The sequence below is a fragment of the Aeromonas sp. R7-4 genome, from assembly GCF_040908055.1.
Lineage (GTDB): Bacteria > Pseudomonadota > Gammaproteobacteria > Enterobacterales > Aeromonadaceae > Aeromonas > Aeromonas sanarellii.
This window is the reverse complement of the sequence record NZ_JBFODA010000039.1, coordinates 54,001-71,291: the sequence shown is the minus strand read 5'-3', so window position 1 is coordinate 71,291 and position 17,291 is coordinate 54,001. Positions and strand designations below refer to the sequence as shown.

The 17,291-nt window shown below is 60.8% G+C and carries 18 protein-coding genes; 11 read left to right on the top strand and 7 right to left on the bottom strand.

The window, feature by feature from the left end; genetic code table 11:
• Positions 1–50: 50 nt before the first annotated feature.
• From trkA to def, 4 genes are all read right to left on the bottom strand, one after another.
• Entirely contained in the window at positions 51–1,427 is a 1,377-nt protein-coding gene (gene trkA, locus AB5Y72_RS10775; RefSeq protein WP_042078365.1) for a Trk system potassium transporter TrkA, read from the bottom strand.
• Positions 1,428–1,503: 76 nt separating this feature from the next.
• On the bottom strand, positions 1,504–2,796 hold the full coding sequence (gene rsmB, locus AB5Y72_RS10770) for a 16S rRNA (cytosine(967)-C(5))-methyltransferase RsmB (protein WP_219143312.1): 1,293 nt from the start codon (positions 2,794–2,796) through the stop codon (positions 1,504–1,506).
• A 60-nt stretch (positions 2,797–2,856) separates the two neighbouring features.
• The gene (gene fmt / locus AB5Y72_RS10765; RefSeq protein WP_216991264.1) at positions 2,857–3,801 is read right to left on the bottom strand and encodes a methionyl-tRNA formyltransferase; all 945 of its coding nucleotides are present in this window, start codon (positions 3,799–3,801) and stop codon (positions 2,857–2,859) included.
• A 12-nt stretch (positions 3,802–3,813) separates the two neighbouring features.
• Positions 3,814–4,326, bottom strand: coding sequence for a peptide deformylase (gene def, locus AB5Y72_RS10760; RefSeq protein ID WP_219143313.1), 513 nt, complete (start codon positions 4,324–4,326; stop codon positions 3,814–3,816).
• Between the two features lie 108 nt (positions 4,327–4,434).
• Between def and AB5Y72_RS10755 the strand changes: the two genes are divergently transcribed.
• The 7 genes from AB5Y72_RS10755 to aroE all read left to right on the top strand — a co-directional run bounded on the left by AB5Y72_RS10755 (position 4,435) and on the right by aroE (position 10,475).
• Positions 4,435–5,523 carry a LysM peptidoglycan-binding domain-containing protein gene (locus AB5Y72_RS10755; RefSeq protein ID WP_219143314.1) on the top strand — a complete coding sequence of 363 codons (1,089 nt, stop codon included), beginning with the start codon at positions 4,435–4,437 and terminating at the stop codon, positions 5,521–5,523.
• A gap of 1 nt (position 5,524) precedes the next feature.
• Complete coding sequence (gene dprA / locus AB5Y72_RS10750; protein WP_325783346.1) at positions 5,525–6,640, top strand: DNA-processing protein DprA; 1,116 nt, start codon at positions 5,525–5,527, stop codon at positions 6,638–6,640.
• A complete protein-coding gene (locus AB5Y72_RS10745; protein ID WP_042078376.1) occupies positions 6,633–7,106 on the top strand; it encodes a DUF494 family protein in 474 nt (157 codons plus the stop codon). Before dprA ends, AB5Y72_RS10745 begins: the two co-directional genes overlap by 8 nt.
• Before the next feature lie 55 nt (positions 7,107–7,161).
• Positions 7,162–7,719 carry a type I DNA topoisomerase gene (locus AB5Y72_RS10740; protein ID WP_042078377.1) on the top strand — a complete coding sequence of 186 codons (558 nt, stop codon included), beginning with the start codon at positions 7,162–7,164 and terminating at the stop codon, positions 7,717–7,719.
• A gap of 264 nt (positions 7,720–7,983) precedes the next feature.
• Positions 7,984–8,544 carry a Sua5/YciO/YrdC/YwlC family protein gene (locus AB5Y72_RS10735; RefSeq protein WP_325783349.1) on the top strand — a complete coding sequence of 187 codons (561 nt, stop codon included), beginning with the start codon at positions 7,984–7,986 and terminating at the stop codon, positions 8,542–8,544.
• 97 nt (positions 8,545–8,641) lie between these two features.
• Positions 8,642–9,550 (top strand): oxygen-dependent coproporphyrinogen oxidase, encoded by a 909-nt coding sequence (hemF, locus tag AB5Y72_RS10730; protein ID WP_219143318.1) that lies wholly within the window; start codon positions 8,642–8,644, stop codon positions 9,548–9,550.
• 103 nt (positions 9,551–9,653) lie between these two features.
• A complete protein-coding gene (gene aroE, locus AB5Y72_RS10725) occupies positions 9,654–10,475 on the top strand; it encodes a shikimate dehydrogenase (protein ID WP_325783350.1) in 822 nt (273 codons plus the stop codon).
• A gap of 985 nt (positions 10,476–11,460) precedes the next feature.
• On the opposite strand, the gene yihA is transcribed toward aroE, so the two are convergent.
• The gene (gene yihA, locus AB5Y72_RS10720; RefSeq protein WP_042078381.1) at positions 11,461–12,117 is read right to left on the bottom strand and encodes a ribosome biogenesis GTP-binding protein YihA/YsxC; all 657 of its coding nucleotides are present in this window, start codon (positions 12,115–12,117) and stop codon (positions 11,461–11,463) included.
• A gap of 143 nt (positions 12,118–12,260) precedes the next feature.
• On the opposite strand from yihA, the gene AB5Y72_RS10715 reads away from it, so the two are divergent.
• Positions 12,261–12,878, top strand: a complete 618-nt coding sequence (locus AB5Y72_RS10715) for a cytochrome c (RefSeq protein WP_042078382.1) — start codon at positions 12,261–12,263, stop codon at positions 12,876–12,878.
• Between the two features lie 16 nt (positions 12,879–12,894).
• Here the strand turns inward: AB5Y72_RS10715 and AB5Y72_RS10710 are convergent, their stop codons facing one another.
• On the bottom strand, positions 12,895–13,323 hold the full coding sequence (locus AB5Y72_RS10710; RefSeq protein WP_325783351.1) for a hypothetical protein: 429 nt from the start codon (positions 13,321–13,323) through the stop codon (positions 12,895–12,897).
• Between the two features lie 354 nt (positions 13,324–13,677).
• On the opposite strand from AB5Y72_RS10710, the gene yihI reads away from it, so the two are divergent.
• The 3 genes from yihI to hemN are packed head-to-tail and all read left to right on the top strand — an operon-like array spanning position 13,678 to position 16,107.
• The gene (gene yihI / locus AB5Y72_RS10705; RefSeq protein ID WP_325783353.1) at positions 13,678–14,253 is read left to right on the top strand and encodes a Der GTPase-activating protein YihI; all 576 of its coding nucleotides are present in this window, start codon (positions 13,678–13,680) and stop codon (positions 14,251–14,253) included.
• 11 nt (positions 14,254–14,264) lie between these two features.
• Positions 14,265–14,705 carry a DUF2489 domain-containing protein gene (locus AB5Y72_RS10700; protein WP_042078385.1) on the top strand — a complete coding sequence of 147 codons (441 nt, stop codon included), beginning with the start codon at positions 14,265–14,267 and terminating at the stop codon, positions 14,703–14,705.
• A gap of 28 nt (positions 14,706–14,733) precedes the next feature.
• Complete coding sequence (gene hemN / locus AB5Y72_RS10695) at positions 14,734–16,107, top strand: oxygen-independent coproporphyrinogen III oxidase (RefSeq protein ID WP_219143321.1); 1,374 nt, start codon at positions 14,734–14,736, stop codon at positions 16,105–16,107.
• Positions 16,108–16,175: 68 nt separating this feature from the next.
• Here the strand turns inward: hemN and add are convergent, their stop codons facing one another.
• A complete protein-coding gene (add, locus tag AB5Y72_RS10690; protein ID WP_368198983.1) occupies positions 16,176–17,177 on the bottom strand; it encodes an adenosine deaminase in 1,002 nt (333 codons plus the stop codon).
• Positions 17,178–17,291 lie beyond the last annotated feature (114 nt).

Below are 17,291 nucleotides of genomic sequence, written 5' to 3'. Positions count from 1 at the left end.
CCTGCGGAAAGGGGCCGGGTCTGGATGCCGTTGCCTGAGACATGGCCGGCTTACAGGAAGAAGGGGCTGGGCTGGAACAGACGCTCCACTTCCGGGATGTATTTCTTGTCCACCAGGAACATGACCACGTGGTCATCCTGCTGGATCCGGGTACGATCGTGAGCGATCAGCACCTCATCCCCCCGCACGATGGCGCCGATCGTGGTGCCCGGCGGCAGCTTGAGCTCGCCCACCGTCTTGCCGACCACCTTGGAGGTGTTCTCGTCGCCATGGGCGATGGCCTCGATGGCCTCGGCAGCACCCCGGCGCAGGCTGTAGACGTTGGCGATGTCGGCCCGGCGCACATGGGTCAGCAGGGCCGAGATGGTGGCCTGCTGGGGCGAGATGGCGATGTCGATGGAGCCGCCCTGCACCAGATCCACGTAGGCGCCGCGCTGGATCAGCACCATGGTCTTCTTGGCGCCCATCTTCTTGGCGAGCAGGGCCGACATGATGTTGGCCTCGTCCTCGTTGGTCACCGCGATGAAGACGTCGATCTGGTCGATGTGCTCTTCGGCGAGCAGCTCCTGGTCCGCCGCATCGCCGCAGAAGACGATGGTGTGTTCCAGGTTCTCCGAGAGCTGCTCCGCCCGCTTCTGGTTGCGCTCGATAAGCTTCACGCTGTAGCGCTTCTCCAGCTGGCGGGCGAGACCGGCACCTATGTTGCCGCCCCCGACGATCATGATGCGGCGATAGGGGCTCTCGAGGCGCTGCAGCTCCGACATCACGGCGCGGATGTGGCCCGCCGCCGCCACGAAGAACACCTCGTCATCGGCCTCGATGATGGTGGTGCCCTGGGGACGGATGGAGCGGCCCTGACGGAAGATGGCGGCGACCCGGGTCTCGATGTTCGGCATGTGATCCCGCAGGGTGGAGAGTGCGTTGCCCACCAGGGGGCCGCCATAGTAGGCCTTGACCGCCACCAGACCCACCTTGCCGCCGGCGAAGTCCACCACCTGCAAGGCGCCCGGGTACTCGATGAGACGGCGCACATAGTCGGTGACCAGCTGTTCGGGGGCGATCAGGTGGTCCACCGGCACGGATTCCGGCAGGAACAGCCGATCCCGTTCCACCAGATAGGCGGGGGAGCGGATCCGCGCCACCTTGTTCGGGGTGTTGAACAGGGAGTAGGCCACCTGGCAGGCGACCATGTTGGTCTCGTCGCTGTTGGTGACGGCGACCAGCATGTCCGCATCCTGGGCGCCCGCCTCCCGCAGCACCCTGGGGTGAGCGCCGTGACCGTTCACCACCCGCAGGTCGAACTTGTCCTGCAGCTCCCGCAGTCGCTCGCTGTCGGTGTCGACTATGGTGATGTCGTTGTTCTCGCCGGCGAGGTTTTCCGCCAGGGTGCCACCCACCTGACCTGCGCCCAGAATGATGATTTTCATGAGGACATCTTACCCAAGGTTGTTGCTTCGAAATGAGGGCGGCTCGTTATCCGTATCCGCCGTGCCGATATGCGACCTACAGCTTGCTCAGCTTGGCATAGTAGAAGCCATCCATCTCCCCTTCGCCGGGCAGGAACTGGCGACCCGGACAGGCCGGGGTATCCTCTGGATGCAGCGGCACCAGGCGGGCATCCGGAGTGTCGGCCAGGAAGGCGCGGATCTGCTCCCGGTTCTCCTCCGGCAGTACGGAGCAGGTGGCGTAGAGCAGGGTGCCACCGCTCTTGAGCTTGCCCCAGAGGGCATTGAGGATACGGCGCTGCAGTTCGGCCAGCTCGCGGATGTCCTGATCCCGGCGCAGCCACTTGATGTCGGGGTGACGGCGGATGACGCCGGTGGCGGAACAGGGGGCGTCCAGCAGGATGCGGTCGAACTGCCCCTCTGGCCACCATTGGTCCGGCGTGCTGGCGTCCCCGTGGATCACCTGGGCACTGAGGCCGATGCGATCCAGGTTCTCCTGCACCCGCTTGAGGCGCTGCTCGTCGGCATCGACCGCCACCACGCCGGCCAGGGCGGGCTGGCGCTCCAGCAGGTGGGCCGTCTTGCCGCCGGGGGCGGCGCAGGCATCCAGCACCCACTCGCCCGGCTGGGGGTCGAGCAGGCGGGCAGCCTGCTGGGCGGCGCCGTCCTGCACCGAGCAGTCACCCTGCTCGAAACCGGGCAGCTTGGTGACGTCGCAGGGGCGTTCCAGCAGGATGCCATCCTCCCCCTCCTCGCCGGCGACGGCCGGTATGCCCGCCTCGCTCATCCGGGCCAGCATGACCTCGCGGCTCTGGCGCTGGCCGTTGTTGCGGATCCACATGGGCGGGCGCTGGTTGTTGGCCTCCATGATGAACTCCCAGTCATCGGGATAGGCCTGGCGCAGCCGCTTGGTGAGCCACTCGGGGTGGCCAAGGCGGATGCTGGGGACGCGGTCGATGCGCACCAGAATGACCTCGGCGCTGCGCTGGAAGTTGCGCAGCACGCCGTTGATGAGGCCGCGCAGAGACGACCCCTTGAGCAGCTTGACGGCGTTGACGGTCTCGGCCACGGCGGCGTGGGCCGGAATGCGGGTGTAGATGAGCTGGTAGAGGCCGACCAGGATGAGGTAGTGGAAGATGCGGCTCTTGTTCTTGAGCGGCTTGTCCATCATCTCGCTCACCGCCGCGTCGAGACGGGGCAGCCAGCGCAGGGTGCCGTAACAGAGTTCTTGCAGGAGGGCGCGATCGCGCGGCGCGACCTTCTCCTGGGCAGCAGGCAGAACGGCGGAGAGGGATTGACCCTGATCCAGCACCTGTTGAATGACGAGAGCAGCCTGTGCGCGTGTTTTCATAGCGTTACCTTAGATGCACGAGTCGGGGCCTGGGCCCCGCCTGTGTCAATTCAATCCAGATCAAATCAGTTGGGTGCCGGGTTCGAACCAGTCGCGGCGAGAGTTGAGCAGATCCGAGACGGGCATGGCCTTCTTGCCCGGGGGCTGCAGGGTCAGCAGGCGCAGCACGCCCTGGCCGGTGGCAACCTCGATCCCCTGCTTGTCGGCCTTGAGCAGGGTGCCTGCCGCCTGGCCGTGCGCCTGGGGAACGACCTCGGCCTGCCACACCTTGACGGTCTGGCCAGCCACTTCAAACCAGCTGATGGGCCAGGGGTTGAAGGCGCGGATGCAGCGCTCGATGGCGACCGCGTCCATCGACCAGTCGATGCGCGCCTCCTCCTTGGAGAGCTTCTCGGCGTAGTTGGCCAGGGCGTCGTCCTGCGGCTCGGCGACGGTGTCGCCGGCGGCCATGGCGTCCAGGGTGTCGACCAGTGCCTGCGGGCCCAGACCGGCCAGCTTGTCGTACAGGCTGGCAGAAGTCTCGTCGGCCGCGATGGGGCAGCTTACCTTGCGGATCATGGCGCCGGTGTCCAGTCCGACGTCCATCTGCATGATGGTGACGCCGGTTTCGGCATCCCCTGCCCAGATAGAACGCTGGATGGGAGCGGCACCGCGCCAGCGCGGCAGCAGGGAGCCGTGCACGTTGATGCAGCCCAGACGCGGGGTGTCGAGCACGGCCTTGGGCAGGATCAGGCCATAGGCCACCACCACCATCAGGTCGGCGCCGAGGGCAGCCAGTTCGGCCTGCGCCGCTTCATTGCGCAGGGAGGCGGGCTGATAGACGGGAAGACTGTGGGCCAGTGCCAGTTCCTTGACCGGGCTGGCGGTGAGCTTCTGGCCGCGGCCGGCAGGCTTGTCGGGCTGGGTGTAAACGGCGACGACTTCGTGGCCGGAAGACAACAACGCCGCCAGGTGACGGGCGGCGAAGTCGGGGGTACCGGCAAAAATCAGTTTCAGCTTGTTCAATGGAGCGGATCCTCAGAGGACTTTGCGATCTTCACGGGCCATCTTTTCCAGCTTCTGACGAATGCGCTGGCGCTTGAGCGGGGACAAGTAATCCACAAACAGCTTGCCGACCAGATGATCCATCTCATGCTGTATGCAGATGGCGAGCAGATCGTCCGCTTCCAGCTCGAAGGTGTTGCCGTGGCGATCCTGTGCCCTGACCTTGACCCATTCGGCGCGTGGCACCAGGGCCCGATTGCCGGGCACGGAGAGGCAACCTTCCTCGATGCCGGTGCTGCCGGACTGCTCCAGGATCTCCGGGTTGATCAACACCAGCTGATCTTCATGGTTTTCGGAGACATCGATGACGATGATGCGCTGATGAATGTCGACCTGGGTCGCGGCCAGGCCTATGCCTTCCTCCGCGTACATGGTTTCGAACATATCATCTACAATGTGTTGTAACTCGGGTGTAAAGGCCTCGACAGGGGCCGCGACTGTGCGCAGACGCTCATCGGGGAAACGCAATACATCTAGAATGGCCATAATTTTTTCTTTAGTTTCATATAAACGCAGTCAATATTGACGTAATTCTAGTCATTTACGCCGACAAAAAACAGCAACACTTTGCGTGCAGAAGTAACAGGGAGTGTTATGTATCTGAAGCAAATCGTCGTCGCCTGCCTGGCGACAGCCCTGGCCGGTGGCGCCATGGCACAGCAGTTGACGCTGAAATCCGGCTATCCCGAGAGCTATGTGGTACAGAAGGGCGATACCCTCTGGGATATATCGGGTCAGTATCTGGCCGAACCCTGGCTCTGGCCGCGCCTCTGGAACATCAATCCCCAGATTGCCAACCCGCACTGGATTTACCCTGGTGACGTGCTGCACCTCAGCTGGGTCAATGGTGAACCACGACTCGGCAAGGCCAGCCAGGGCGGCAAACAGGTGATCCGCCTCTCGCCCAAGAACCGCTATGAGAACAAGGCCAATCCGATCCCGACCCTGCCGCTCAGTGAGATAGCCCCTTTCCTGCAGACCGATCACATTCTGGCCAACAGCCAACAGAGCAAGGATCTGCCCTATGTGCTTGGCAACAACGACAAGCACATCGGCATGCTGGAAGGAGGCATCCTCTATGTGAAGGGGGCGCTGGATCCGGGCAAGAGTTATGGCATCTATCGCCCCGGGCTGGTGTACAAGGACAAGCACACCGGCGAGCAGCTCGGTCAGGAGGCGATCTTTGTCGGCACTGTGCGGGCGGAGGAACGTCTTGCCAATGACAGTACCAGGGTCACCCTCACCCACAACCGCCGTGAAGTCTATCAGGGCGACAAGGTGATGCCGCTGCCCTCCCAGGAGAGCCTGTCCGCCGTCTTCATGCCAAAGGCGGCACCCGCCATTTCACCCGGGTATGTGATCGAGTTGCCGAGCAAGGTACACGGTGGCGGCAAGTTTGACGTCGTGCTCATCAACAAGGGGCTGCGCGATCAGGTGACGCCAGGCGATGTGCTCGAGATCCAGCGTCCTGGGGCCGAGATGGTGGACAAGAATGGCAAGGTGTCGTATCGGGAATATGCATCTGTCTATGACAAGGCCTTTTACTCCGCGGGCAAGTCTTCCCTGCCTGCCGAGGCCGTTGCCAGGGTCATGCTGTTCAAGGTGTACGACAAGCTGAGCTATGGCTTGATCCTGCAGAGTCAGGACTTGGTCGGCTCTGGTTATCAGGTCAGCAACTTCTGACGTGCCACTCCCACTCGAACGGCTGTCACGGTGGCTGACGCTGGATGCCGTGGCCGGTATAGGCCCGGTGACCGCCGCCCGCCTGCTGGCCCATTTTGGTGGGGACATCACCGCTCTGTTTGACTCAGACGACGGCACCCTGCGATCCCTTGGTCTGCAGAGCGCCCAAATCCAGCAGATGAGATGGCCCCTGCCGCTTGTGGATCAGGGGCTGAGCTGGGCCACCAAGCCCGGCAATCACCTCCTCTGTCTCGATGACCCCGCCTATCCTGCCCTGCTCAAAGAGATCCCCGCCGCCCCGCTATTGCTCTATTGTCGCGGGGATATCGCCTCCCTCTCCCTGCCACAGCTGGCGATGGTGGGCACACGCCACCCCACCTATGCCGGCAAGGACAATGCGGCACGCCTGTGTGGCGAACTGGTGGGTTGCGGCCTGGCGATCACCTCGGGTTTGGCGCTGGGCATCGATGGCATCTGTCACCAGCAGGCGCTGGCATCGGGTGGGGTGACCCTGGCGGTGCTGGGGTCCGGCCTGGATTGTCTTTACCCCAAGCGCCACCACGGGCTGGCGATGCAGATCCTTGAGCAGGGCGGTTTGCTCGTGTCCGAGCTGGCGCCTGACCAGGGGCCGCTGGCCGAGCATTTCCCCCGTCGCAATCGCATCATCAGCGGCCTGTCGCTGGGTACCCTGGTGGTGGAGGCGGCCGAGCAAAGCGGCTCGCTCATCACGGCCCGCTACGCCCTTGAACAGGGGCGAGAGGTTTTTGCCGTGCCGGGTGCTCCGCAAAATATGCAGGCGGCGGGATGCAACCGTCTGCTTCAGCAGGGTGCCAAGCTGGTCCTGAATGCCGCGGATGTTCTTGAGGAGCTGCCGGCTCTCCTGCCGTCCATGGGGTCGATGGGACCTTCTTCCGAGCCATTGCATAATAGCGAATTGCCTTATGCCGATTTGTTGGATAACGTAGATTACGAAGCCACGAGCGTGGATGCCGTTGCCGAACGGGCCCAGCTTCCTGTCGATGTCGTATTGGGCAGGTTGGTCGAACTGGAGCTGCTCGGTGCAGTGATGGCGGTAGCCGGTGGATACGTCAGAACGAGGAGGGCGAATCATGTTTGATGTATTGATGTACCTTTTCGAGACCTACATCCACAGCGATGCAGATGTGATGGTCGAGCAGGATGAACTCACCGACGAACTGAGCCGGGCCGGTTTCAATCAGGACGAAATCGAGAAGGCGCTCGACTGGCTGGAGCGGCTGGCCAATCTACACGACAGCGAACGGGAGGTGTATGTCACCTCCAGTGCGCAAGGCTCGATGCGGATCTACGCCCCGCAAGAGCTGGCACGCCTCAGCACCGAATGCCGCGGTTTCTTGCTGTTCCTAGAACAGGCGCAAGTGTTGAACGCCGAAACCCGCGAAATCTGCATCGAGCGGTTGCTTGAGCTGGATAAGCCGGACATCGAGCTGGATGATCTCAAGTGGGTCGTCATGATGGTGCTGTTCAACGTGCCGGGCAGCGAGAACGCCTACCAGCAGATGGAAGAGCTGGTGTTTGACGAGTCAGACGGTGTCATTCACTGACAGCCCTGTGCCGCGCTGGTAGAATTCAGGCCATCTGGATTTCAAGGCGCGGCCCATGTCAAAGATCGACCATCACCTCTTCTCTGCCCACGAACATGCATTCGAGCGCGAGCCGTGCCCGCAGTGTGGTGCCGAGCTGGTGATCCGTCAGGGCAAGCATGGCCCCTTCCTGGGTTGCTCGGCCTACCCTTCCTGCGACTACATCCGCTCCCTGACCCCCTCAGGTCGCGACATCGAGAAAGTGCTTGATGGGTCGGCCTGCCCGGATTGCGGCCATCCGCTGGCCATCAAGAAGGGGCGATACGGCCTGTTTGTGGGGTGCACCCAGTACCCTGCCTGCCAGCACATCGAATCCCTGCAGGAGAGTGACGACACCCAGATCCTCTGTCCCGAATGTGGCAAGGGTCATCTGGTGAGCCGCACCTCTCGCTACGGCAAGCAATTCTACTCCTGTGACGCCTATCCTCACTGCAAGTATGTGGTGAACGACAAGCCCGTTCCCATGCCTTGTCCCGAGTGTGGCTGGGGCATCATGGTGGAGAAGAAGGTGAGGGGCAGCCTGCGCTGGATCTGCCCGCAAAAGAAATGCTGCCATCAGATGGAGCGGGTATAATCCAGCCGCCATGACCCGGGGGCTGACGAAGGAACCGGTCCGGTTCGCTTCCGCATCACCTTGAGTTGGTCACGTCGGTGGGCTCGGCTTCCGATGTGCGTGCTTTACCCTGTTAAAACGAGGGTAAGCCACCCGACTCCCGGGGCGTCTGATGATGTGTCATGGTACAGCATGTGCTGCAGAGATGATGGCCCAGGGCCGTCATGCCGGTTCAACCAACAATCCAGTGATGAGAGGCGACAGCGCGGCTGTTGCATGTTTTCTATGCCAAACGAACTTGAACAAGCCGTCACCGCCCTTCAAGGAGAAGGGGTGATCGCCTATGCCACCGAGGCCGTGTTTGGCCTGGGATGTGACCCTGATTCCGAGGCTGCGGTGCAGCGCCTGTTGGCCATCAAGCAGCGACCGGTGGAGAAGGGGCTGATCCTGATCGCAGCCGAAATGGCGCAGTTGCAGGATTACATCGATCTGGGCCCGCTCAGCGATAAGCAGCTGGCGCGGGTTGAAGCAAGCTGGCCTGGTCCCTTCACCTGGATCATGCCAGCCCGTTCGACGACGCCATCCTGGCTGACCGGTCAGTTCGATACCCTGGCGGTACGCGTCACGGCTCATCCCCAGGTGCAGGCCCTGTGCCGCGCCTTCGGCAAGCCGCTGGTCTCTACCAGTGCCAATCTGACTGGTGAGGAGCCCGCCCGCCGGGTCAGCGACATAGGTGAACTGCTGGCAAGCCAGCTGGCCTATATCCTGCCCGGCGAGGTGGGGGGCCAGGCCAATCCGTCCGAGATCAAGGATGCCCGCACCGGCGCCATCATTCGCCCTTCCTGACCGGTGGCAAGATTTCCATTGGCAGTCTGAGCCTTGAGTTCATGACATCACGATAAGACGGACAGGGCGCTCGCACGCCCGCCTGACCGGAGACAAGATGAGTAAACCGGATGTGGCCCAGGTCAAGGCCTTCCTGCTGCAGTTGCAGGACGAGATCTGCCGTGGCCTGGAGCAGGCTGATGGCGCCGGGCGCTTTGAGGAGGACATGTGGCGCCGTGAGGGCGGCGGTGGTGGTCGTACTCGCGTGCTGCGCCACGGTGCTGTGATAGAGCAGGGGGGCGTCAACTTCTCCCACGTTTACGGTGACGCCATGCCGGCGTCGGCCACGGCACACCGCCCCGAACTGGCCGGCCGCAGGTTCGAAGCCATGGGGGTATCGCTGGTGATCCACCCGCACAACCCCTATGTGCCGACCAGCCATGCCAATGTCCGCTTCTTCATCGCAGAGAAAGAGGGCGAGGAACCCATCTGGTGGTTTGGCGGCGGTTTCGATCTGACACCCTTCTATCCATTTGCCGAGGATGTGCGGCACTGGCATCAGATATCCCATGACCTGTGCCAGCCCTTTGGCGAGGGTATCTACCCCGAATTCAAATCCTGGTGCGATCGCTACTTCTTCCTCAAGCATCGCAACGAGACGCGCGGGGTGGGCGGCCTCTTCTTCGACGATCTGAACCGCTGGCCGTTCGATGAGTGCTTCGCCTTCATACGGGCGGTCGGACAGGGGTATCTCGATGCCTATCTGCCCATAGTCGAGCGGCGCAAGGCTCTGCCCTATGGCGAGCGGGAGCGGGAGTTCCAGCTCTACCGCCGCGGCCGCTATGTGGAGTTCAACCTGGTGTATGACAGGGGAACCCTGTTCGGCCTGCAAACCGGGGGGCGTACCGAGTCTATCCTGATGTCGATGCCCCCGCTGGCGCGCTGGGAGTATGATTGGCAGCCGGAGCCAGGGAGTCCGGAGGCGCAGCTTTATACCCATTACCTCGCACCGCGGACCTGGTTGTGACCAGAGGGGCCATCAGGGCCCCTCTTTGCTGGCCGATATTCGGCTTGTTCCCGCATGAGAAAAACCGTTAAATCGGGAGATTGCCCTCTGATGGAATTCTCCGATGGATCGTTATCTGGTTTTTGGCCACCCGGTGCGCCACAGCAAGTCCCCTTTCATTCACACCCTGTTCGCCAGACAGACCCAGCAGGCACTGGAGTATGGGCTGGCCGAACCGGCCGTCGATGAGTTTGCCACTGCCCTGCGCCACTTCTTTGCCCAGGGAGGCAAAGGGTGCAACGTGACGGTTCCCTTCAAGGAGCAGGCATTCGCCCTGGTCGACCGGTTGAGTCCAAGGGCCCTGCGGGCGGGGGCCGTCAACACCATCAAGCTGACCGATGACGGTGTGCTGCTCGGAGATAACACCGACGGTGCCGGGTTGGTGGCCGATCTGAAGTCCCATGGTGTGGCGTTGGAAGGGCGCCGGATCCTGCTACTGGGAGCGGGCGGCGCCGCCCGCGGTGCGCTGGCCCCCCTGCTGGCCGAAAAGCCGGGCGAACTGGTCATCGTCAACCGCACCCATGCCAAGGCAGAGCAATTGGCGGCTGAGTTTCATGATTTGGGGCCAGTCAGTGCCCAGCCCTATGAGCAGTTGGCGGGCCGGTTCAACCTCATCATCAACTCGACCTCTGCCAGCCTGCAGGGGGAGTTGCCGCCCCTGGCTCCCGCTCTCATTCACGCCGATATTGCCATCTACGACATGATGTATGGTGCGACGGACACGGCCTTTATCGATTGGGCCAAACGTCAGGGGGCGCGTCAGACCATGGACGGGCTCGGCATGCTGGTGGAGCAGGCTGCCGAAGCCTTCACCGTGTGGCGTGGCATCCGGCCCGGCACCAAGCAGGTATTGAGAGAGCTGAAGCGCAACCTGGGGGGGCTGTAAGCCGGTTTGCCGGGGCGTTGGGACTGCTCTCGAAGCAACCGGGTCTGGCTGGCAGAGGGGCCCGGCACAGTAGATGCGCAAGATGGGGCTCGTATGTAGCGAAATGGGGCTCCCATACGGAGCATCTTTAAGCAAAAGACCAGATTGTTTTTATAGAAAAATCCATTAGTAACAATGCTTTATGTCTTCCATCAGCTACTTGCTGTGCCTTTTTCAAGTTTTTTCTCAAAGCAGCGGAACTAGTTCGCAATGGTGCTGACTAATTAGATAGTTGAGGAAGTGCTAGCTAGTCACCTTTATAACTCCCCGGTATTCATACTGGGGATTTTTTTATCTGCATGAAAAATATATAGATTTTCCTCAGTTACTTTCCGTGAAACTAAATTACATAAATTACTTTCACTTTCTGCTGCTTTGCTGTACAGTTGTCGGCGTAGGGTACAGAGGTAAGATGTTCTATCTTTCAGACCTTTTATTTCACGTAATTGAATGTGGCTGAATAGCAGCCCCGATGAGTCATCGTCGGGGCGTTTTTTTATGCGTTTTGATTAGAGTAAATGCTTTAGTTTGTGTGGCCTTTTGTTAGAATGAGGGTGTTTCTTGAGGAAAACCAATCGTCTTTGTTCTCGAGAACTCGCTTTTTCCCAATTTTTTGAACGCATTTCTTCAGGCCGGTCCGCTGCTGCGAGACTGGCCTCATTTTTATCCCTTCAAGATATGATTCGGTAATAAAGTTTCAGTTTCGTTTGTGACAATCCTATTGTCAGCTTGCTGCGACTGAAAGAATGAAAACGGTGTCAAGGATGAGAAAAGTTAATTCACTACGCGTCTTAACTGTCAATGTGATTGATTTTGAGTGATTTTATTGTCATTGGATGCAGCATGGGAGGAAAGGCGGGAGAGACTGGTCTGGGCGGGGTGACACTGAAAGTCTTTCAATCAGCGGAGGGGGAACTCCGCTCATTGCAGCAAGAGGAGGCGCTGTTTACTCCTCGGCCTGATGGTCCTCGTCTGCCTCTGCCGGAGAGGTATCGGCATTGGACTGGTACCAGCCACTCAATGTCTGAGCCAGCTTCTCGACGCCGATATTGGTCAGGGAGGAGAAGGCCTCAACCTGGATCTGCGGACCCAGTTCAGCCACCGCCTGGCGGACCTTGATCACCTGATTGTTGCGGGGGCCCGGGCTCAGCTTGTCGGCCTTGGTCAGCAGCAGCATCACCGGCAGCTCACGGTGCGAACTCCACTCCAGCATGTTCATGTCGGTCTCTTTGAGCGGGTGGCGAATGTCCATCAGGATGACCAGCCCCTTCAAGGACTCCCGGCGTTGCAGATATTCCGCCAGGGATTTTTGCCACTTGAGCTTCATTTCCAGCGGGACTTGCGCATAACCGTAGCCTGGCAGGTCGACCAGACGCTTGCCCGGTTCGAGTTCAAACAGGTTGATCAGCTGGGTGCGACCCGGTGTCTTACTGGTCCGCGCCAGGTTCTTGTGCTTGGTCAAGGTATTCAATGCAGAGGATTTGCCCGCGTTGGAACGCCCGGCAAACGCAATCTCGACACCCCCATCATGTGGCAGGTGGCGGATGTCGGGTGCGCTGGTCACAAAATGCACCTTATTGAAATTCAGAGTTTGTGTATCCAACGTAAATTCCCCATAGAGAGAGAGGGTTATAGAGTTACTTTTTTGTGAAATCGTGTAAAATGGCGTCGCTTAAACGCGTTTATTTTAACATGCCTTCGGCGGCATGGGATCTGGAAGCCTAATAACGAGAAAGTTGGAACGCCATGAAGAACCTAGTCATTACACTTGCTCTGATGGTTGGCGTAACTGGGATGGCACAAGCCAAGGGCGATGCCGCTGCGGGACAAACCAAGGCTGCCGTCTGTGCGGCCTGTCATGGACCGGACGGCAACAGCCCAGTCGACATGTATCCCAAGATTGCTGGTCAGCACGCATCATATATCAAAAAACAATTAGTTGAACTGAAGGCTGCCGCTTCCGGCCAAACTGGCCGGATTGCGCCTGTCATGGGCCCCATGGCGCTGCCGCTGTCCGATCAGGACATGGACGACCTGGCCGCCTACTTCTCCAGCCAGAAGGTCAGCCCGATCGCCGTGCCCGACGAGGTGGTCGCCGCAGGCAAGGCACTCTATATGGGCGGGGACATGAGCCGCGGTCTGGCCGCCTGCACTGCCTGTCATGGGCCGCGCGGTTCCGGCGTCGAGCAGGCCAAGTACCCCAGCCTGTCGGGGCAGCATCCGGCCTATATCAAGGCTCAGCTGGTCGCTTTCCGCTCGGCGAACCGCGACAATGACCCCAACGGCATGATGCGCGATGTGGCCAAGAAGCTGACGGATCAGGATATCGAGGCGCTCTCCAAATATGTGGCAGGGCTGCACTGATAATATTCGGAGTCTATCATCTTGAAAAAGCAGGGAACCACAGGGTTCCCTGTTCTTTTTCTGACTTTTCTCTCACTTCATCAAAGTCGCCAACATTGTTGTAAGAGATCTTCCATTTCCATGGTTGGAAGAGGCTGAAAAAGTCTTGTGATTTGACTGCGTTATGCTTATTTATCAGGTGGTTAATCTTAAAAGTGACACTTATCTTTATTTGGAAGAATCTATGGTAGATTGAACCATCAGGTGAAGTTGTTACATTGTGCACATGGATTGAACGGGCGGACGGGATGCAACCTGCCGCCGGTGCGACAGGATGTTGACTCAGGGCATGCAGGTGATGAGCGAGGCATGCAAAGACCAGGATGGTGACCGCCAGGGATGAGCGGGGTTGCGGGAAGCAGCCACCCCAGTGGGAGGCAGGATGCCGCCAGTACGGGTTAGACAAGCACACGCACATTCAGGATCGGCCAATAAGGGTCAGGAAGACCCAACGACAGGATGCGCAGCGGTACGCCCAGGGACAAGGCGGTGAGACTCCAGGGATCGGGACTCGCATGACAGGAACAAGGCAGCTTCGGCTGCCTTTTTTCTATTGGGTCATTAACCCGCCAAGGCATTCTGTGTCAAAATACCAGCAACATGCCCAGAGGATGCCGATCCTGCGGTGTTCAGCGACCCAAGATGGTCGAATTGGTGCGGGATCCCACTCTTGTTCCAGATTTACTGTTCCCCGCCTCAGCATTCTCCCCGGACGACACGCTCCGGGGGTTTTCAATCCAGATATTTGTCGGAGTCATTCATGTCGGCCAAACAACCCACCCGCAAGCCTACCGGCAAGCGCAAAGAATCAGATGCCAGTGCCCAGGAAGGTCGTGAGCGCAAGCGCGCCGCCAAGCGCAAGGGCTTGAAGGCGGGCTCCCGCCAGCAGGTCGAACAGGCAGGCAAGAAGAGTGGCACCAAGCAAGCCAAGGATCCGCGCATTGGTTCCCGCAAGCCCGTCGCCCTCATCGTGGATGAGAAGAGCAGCAAGCCGGTGGCGCCCAAGGCTGTCAAAGAGAAGACGCTGGTGATGACGCCCGAGCAGGAACTGGCCTCCATCGAGAACGATGATCGCCTGAATGACCTGCTGGATCGCCTCGATGCCGGTGAAACCCTGGATGCGGCCGAGCAGGCCTGGGTCGACCAGCGTGTCGATCGCTATCAGGAGCTGATGGACGAGCTCGGCATCATAGACACCGACGAAGATGAAGACGGTGACTTCGACAACGTCGAGTATGAGGAATCGAGCGAGCCGGCCTCCGAGGAAGAGCTGTGGGAGCGCTTCACCCAGGTGGACTATCAGCCCGAGCCCAAACCCGAGCCGAAGAAAAAGTGATGAGTGGATGGATGCTGGCCGCCCTGTTGGGCGGCCTGATTTTGCTGGGGCTGGCTGTCTATGCCGGCACTCTGCTGGCCCGCCTCAAGCGCCAGCACGACGGTCAGCAGCAAGCCATTGCGGCGCGCAACGAGCGCATTCTCGAGAGCGTCAGGGTCATCGCCCACGCGGTGCGGGATGGCCAGTGCGACTACTCCGAAGGCGCCATCCGGCTGACCAACCTGCTGGATGCCTTGCAGATCAAGGAGGGACGCGCCTTTGCCAGCGAGTTCCCCGGTCTGTACGGCCTCTATGATAAGGTCAAGGAGATGCCGACCCACGAGGCGCGGCGCGCCCTCAAGCGCAATGAAGTGATGAAGATGGATCTCGAACGCAGCGGCTACGAGGCCGAGCTGGAGGCGCAGATCCTCCAGGATGTCGCCAGGCTGAAGGATTTCCGGTTAAGCCGCTGAACGGATAACAAAGAAAGGGGAAGCAAGCGTGCAAGCAGAACAGATTGTGTGGGATCAGGCCCTGATCGAGAAATATAACTACAGTGGCCCGCGATATACCTCCTATCCCACAGCCCTTGAGTTCAACGAGAGTTTCGGCTATCCGGACTTCGTCCAGGCCGCGGGGCAGTATCCGGCCCGCAATCTGTCCCTCTACGTGCATATCCCCTTCTGTCACAAGCTTTGCTACTACTGCGGTTGCAACAAGGTGATCACCCGTCACCAGCACAAGGCCGATCAGTACCTCGATTACCTCGAGCATGAAATCAAGGCGCAGGCCCCCCTGTTCAAGCACCGTCTGGTGACCCAGCTGCACTGGGGGGGCGGTACCCCCACCTATCTGAATGAACCCCAGACTCGCCGCCTGATGGCCATGTTGCGGGAACATTTCCATTTCGCCGGGAAGGGGGAGATCAGCATAGAGGTGGATCCGCGCGAGATCGAACTCTCCATGCTGGACGTGTTGCGGGAGCTCGGTTTCAACCGCATCAGTCTCGGCGTGCAGGACTTCAACAAGGCGGTCCAGGTCGCGGTTAACCGCGAGCAGGACAACGACTTCATCCGCGCCATGCTGGAGCGTGCCCGCGAGCTGGGATTCCGTTCCACCAACCTGGATCTCATCTACGGCCTGCCGCACCAGAACCGGGAGAGCTTCCATCACACCCTGGAGGAAGTGCTCAAGACCGACCCGGCCCGCCTCTCCATCTTCAACTATGCCCACCTGCCGAGCCGCTTCGCCGCCCAGCACAAGCTGAAAGAGGCGGACATGCCGGCGCCCCGGGAGAAGCTGGCCATGCTGCAGGACACCATCGCCTTCCTCACCGGCCGGGGCTATCAGTTCATCGGCATGGACCACTTTGCCAAGCCGGACGACGAGCTGGCGGTGGCCCAGCGCGAGGGCAAGCTGCACCGCAACTTCCAGGGCTATACCACCCAGGGAGATTGCGATCTGCTGGGGCTGGGGGTCTCCTCCATCAGCATGATCGGCGATGCCTATTCCCAGAACCAGAAAGAGCTCAAGGCCTATTACGCCCAGGTGGATGCGCTGGGCCATGCCCAGTGGAAGGGGTGCTCCCTCAACCGGGATGACCTGATCCGCCGCGAGGTGATCAAGCGCCTCATCTGCGACTTCTCCCTGAACTTCGCCGCCGTCGAACAGGCCCACGGCCTGGTGTTCAGGGAGTACTTTGCCGAGGATCTCAAACTGCTGCAGACCTTCGTCGACGACGGTCTGGTGCGCATGACGGACGAGGGGCTGGAGGTGGTCTCCACCGGCCAGCTGCTGATCCGCAACATCTGCATGTGCTTCGACGTCTACCTGCGCAGCAAGGCGCGCCAGCAGCAGTTCTCCCGGGTGATCTAAGCCGGTCGATGTCGTTGGAAAATAAAAAAACCGCCTCTCGGCGGTTTTTTTATTGGGCGGGTCGGGATTTAGCGGCGGGCGGCGCGGGCGCTCAGCTCGGCCTTCTCGCCATCGCTCAGGAAGGCCAGGGTCAGGCCGTTCTGCTGGGCGGTGCGGATCTCGCCTGGGGTCATGCCGGCGGCCGGTGCGGCCACCTCGTACTCGTGGGGAAGGTCAATGCCTTCGACTGCGGGATCGTCGGTGTTGAGGCAGGCCAGCACACCGGCGGCCAGGAACTGGCGGATGGGGTGCTCGGCGAGGCTCGCCACCGTGGTGGTCTGCAGGTTGGAGGTGAGGCAGGACTCGATGCCGATGCGGTGCTCTGCCAGATAGGCCATCAGAGCCGGGTCCTGGATCGCCTTGACGCCGTGACCGATGCGCTCGGCACCGAGATCGCGAATGGCCTGCCACATGCTCTCCGGGCCGGCCGCCTCACCGGCGTGCACCGTCACGCGCATCCCCGCATCCCGCACCCGGCGGAAGTGGTCGGTGAAGAGCTCCCCCGGGAAGCCCAGCTCGTCGCCGGCCAGATCGATGGCAACCAGCTTGTCGCGCAGGGCTAGGCAGGCGTCCAGCTCGGTGCGGCACTGCTCGGTGCCGAAGGTGCGGCTCATGATGCCGATGAGGTTGGTCTTGATGCCGAAGTCGCGGCTGCCGGCGACCACGCCGTCAACGATGGCTTCCACCACGCCCTGGGGGTGCAGCTTGTGGGTCATCGCCATGTAGGCCGGGCTGAAGCGCAGCTCCGCATAGTCGATGCCGGCGCGCAGCAGATCTTCCACGTTCTCGTAGGCCACCCGGCGGCAGGCGTCGTAGTCGGCCAGCACGGCCACGCCCCAGTCCAGTTTCTTCAGGAAGGCAACCAGACTCGGCTCGTTCTCGACGATCTGCACGTGGGGGCGCAGGGTCTCCAGCTCATCGGCCGGCAGCTGGACGTTGTGCTGACGCCCCAGCTCGAGAATGATCTGCGGGCGGATGTTGCCGTCCAGATGGCGATGCAGGTCGGTCAGGGGGAGGGATCTGTCAATCATGGGGTACCTTCTGCGAGTCGGGTTGGAAAGCCTGCCATTCTAGGCGGGACGCCTGAAAAAGATACCCCGTTTGCAGGCAAACGGGGTCGGATTGGTCAGGCTTTCCCTCAAGGC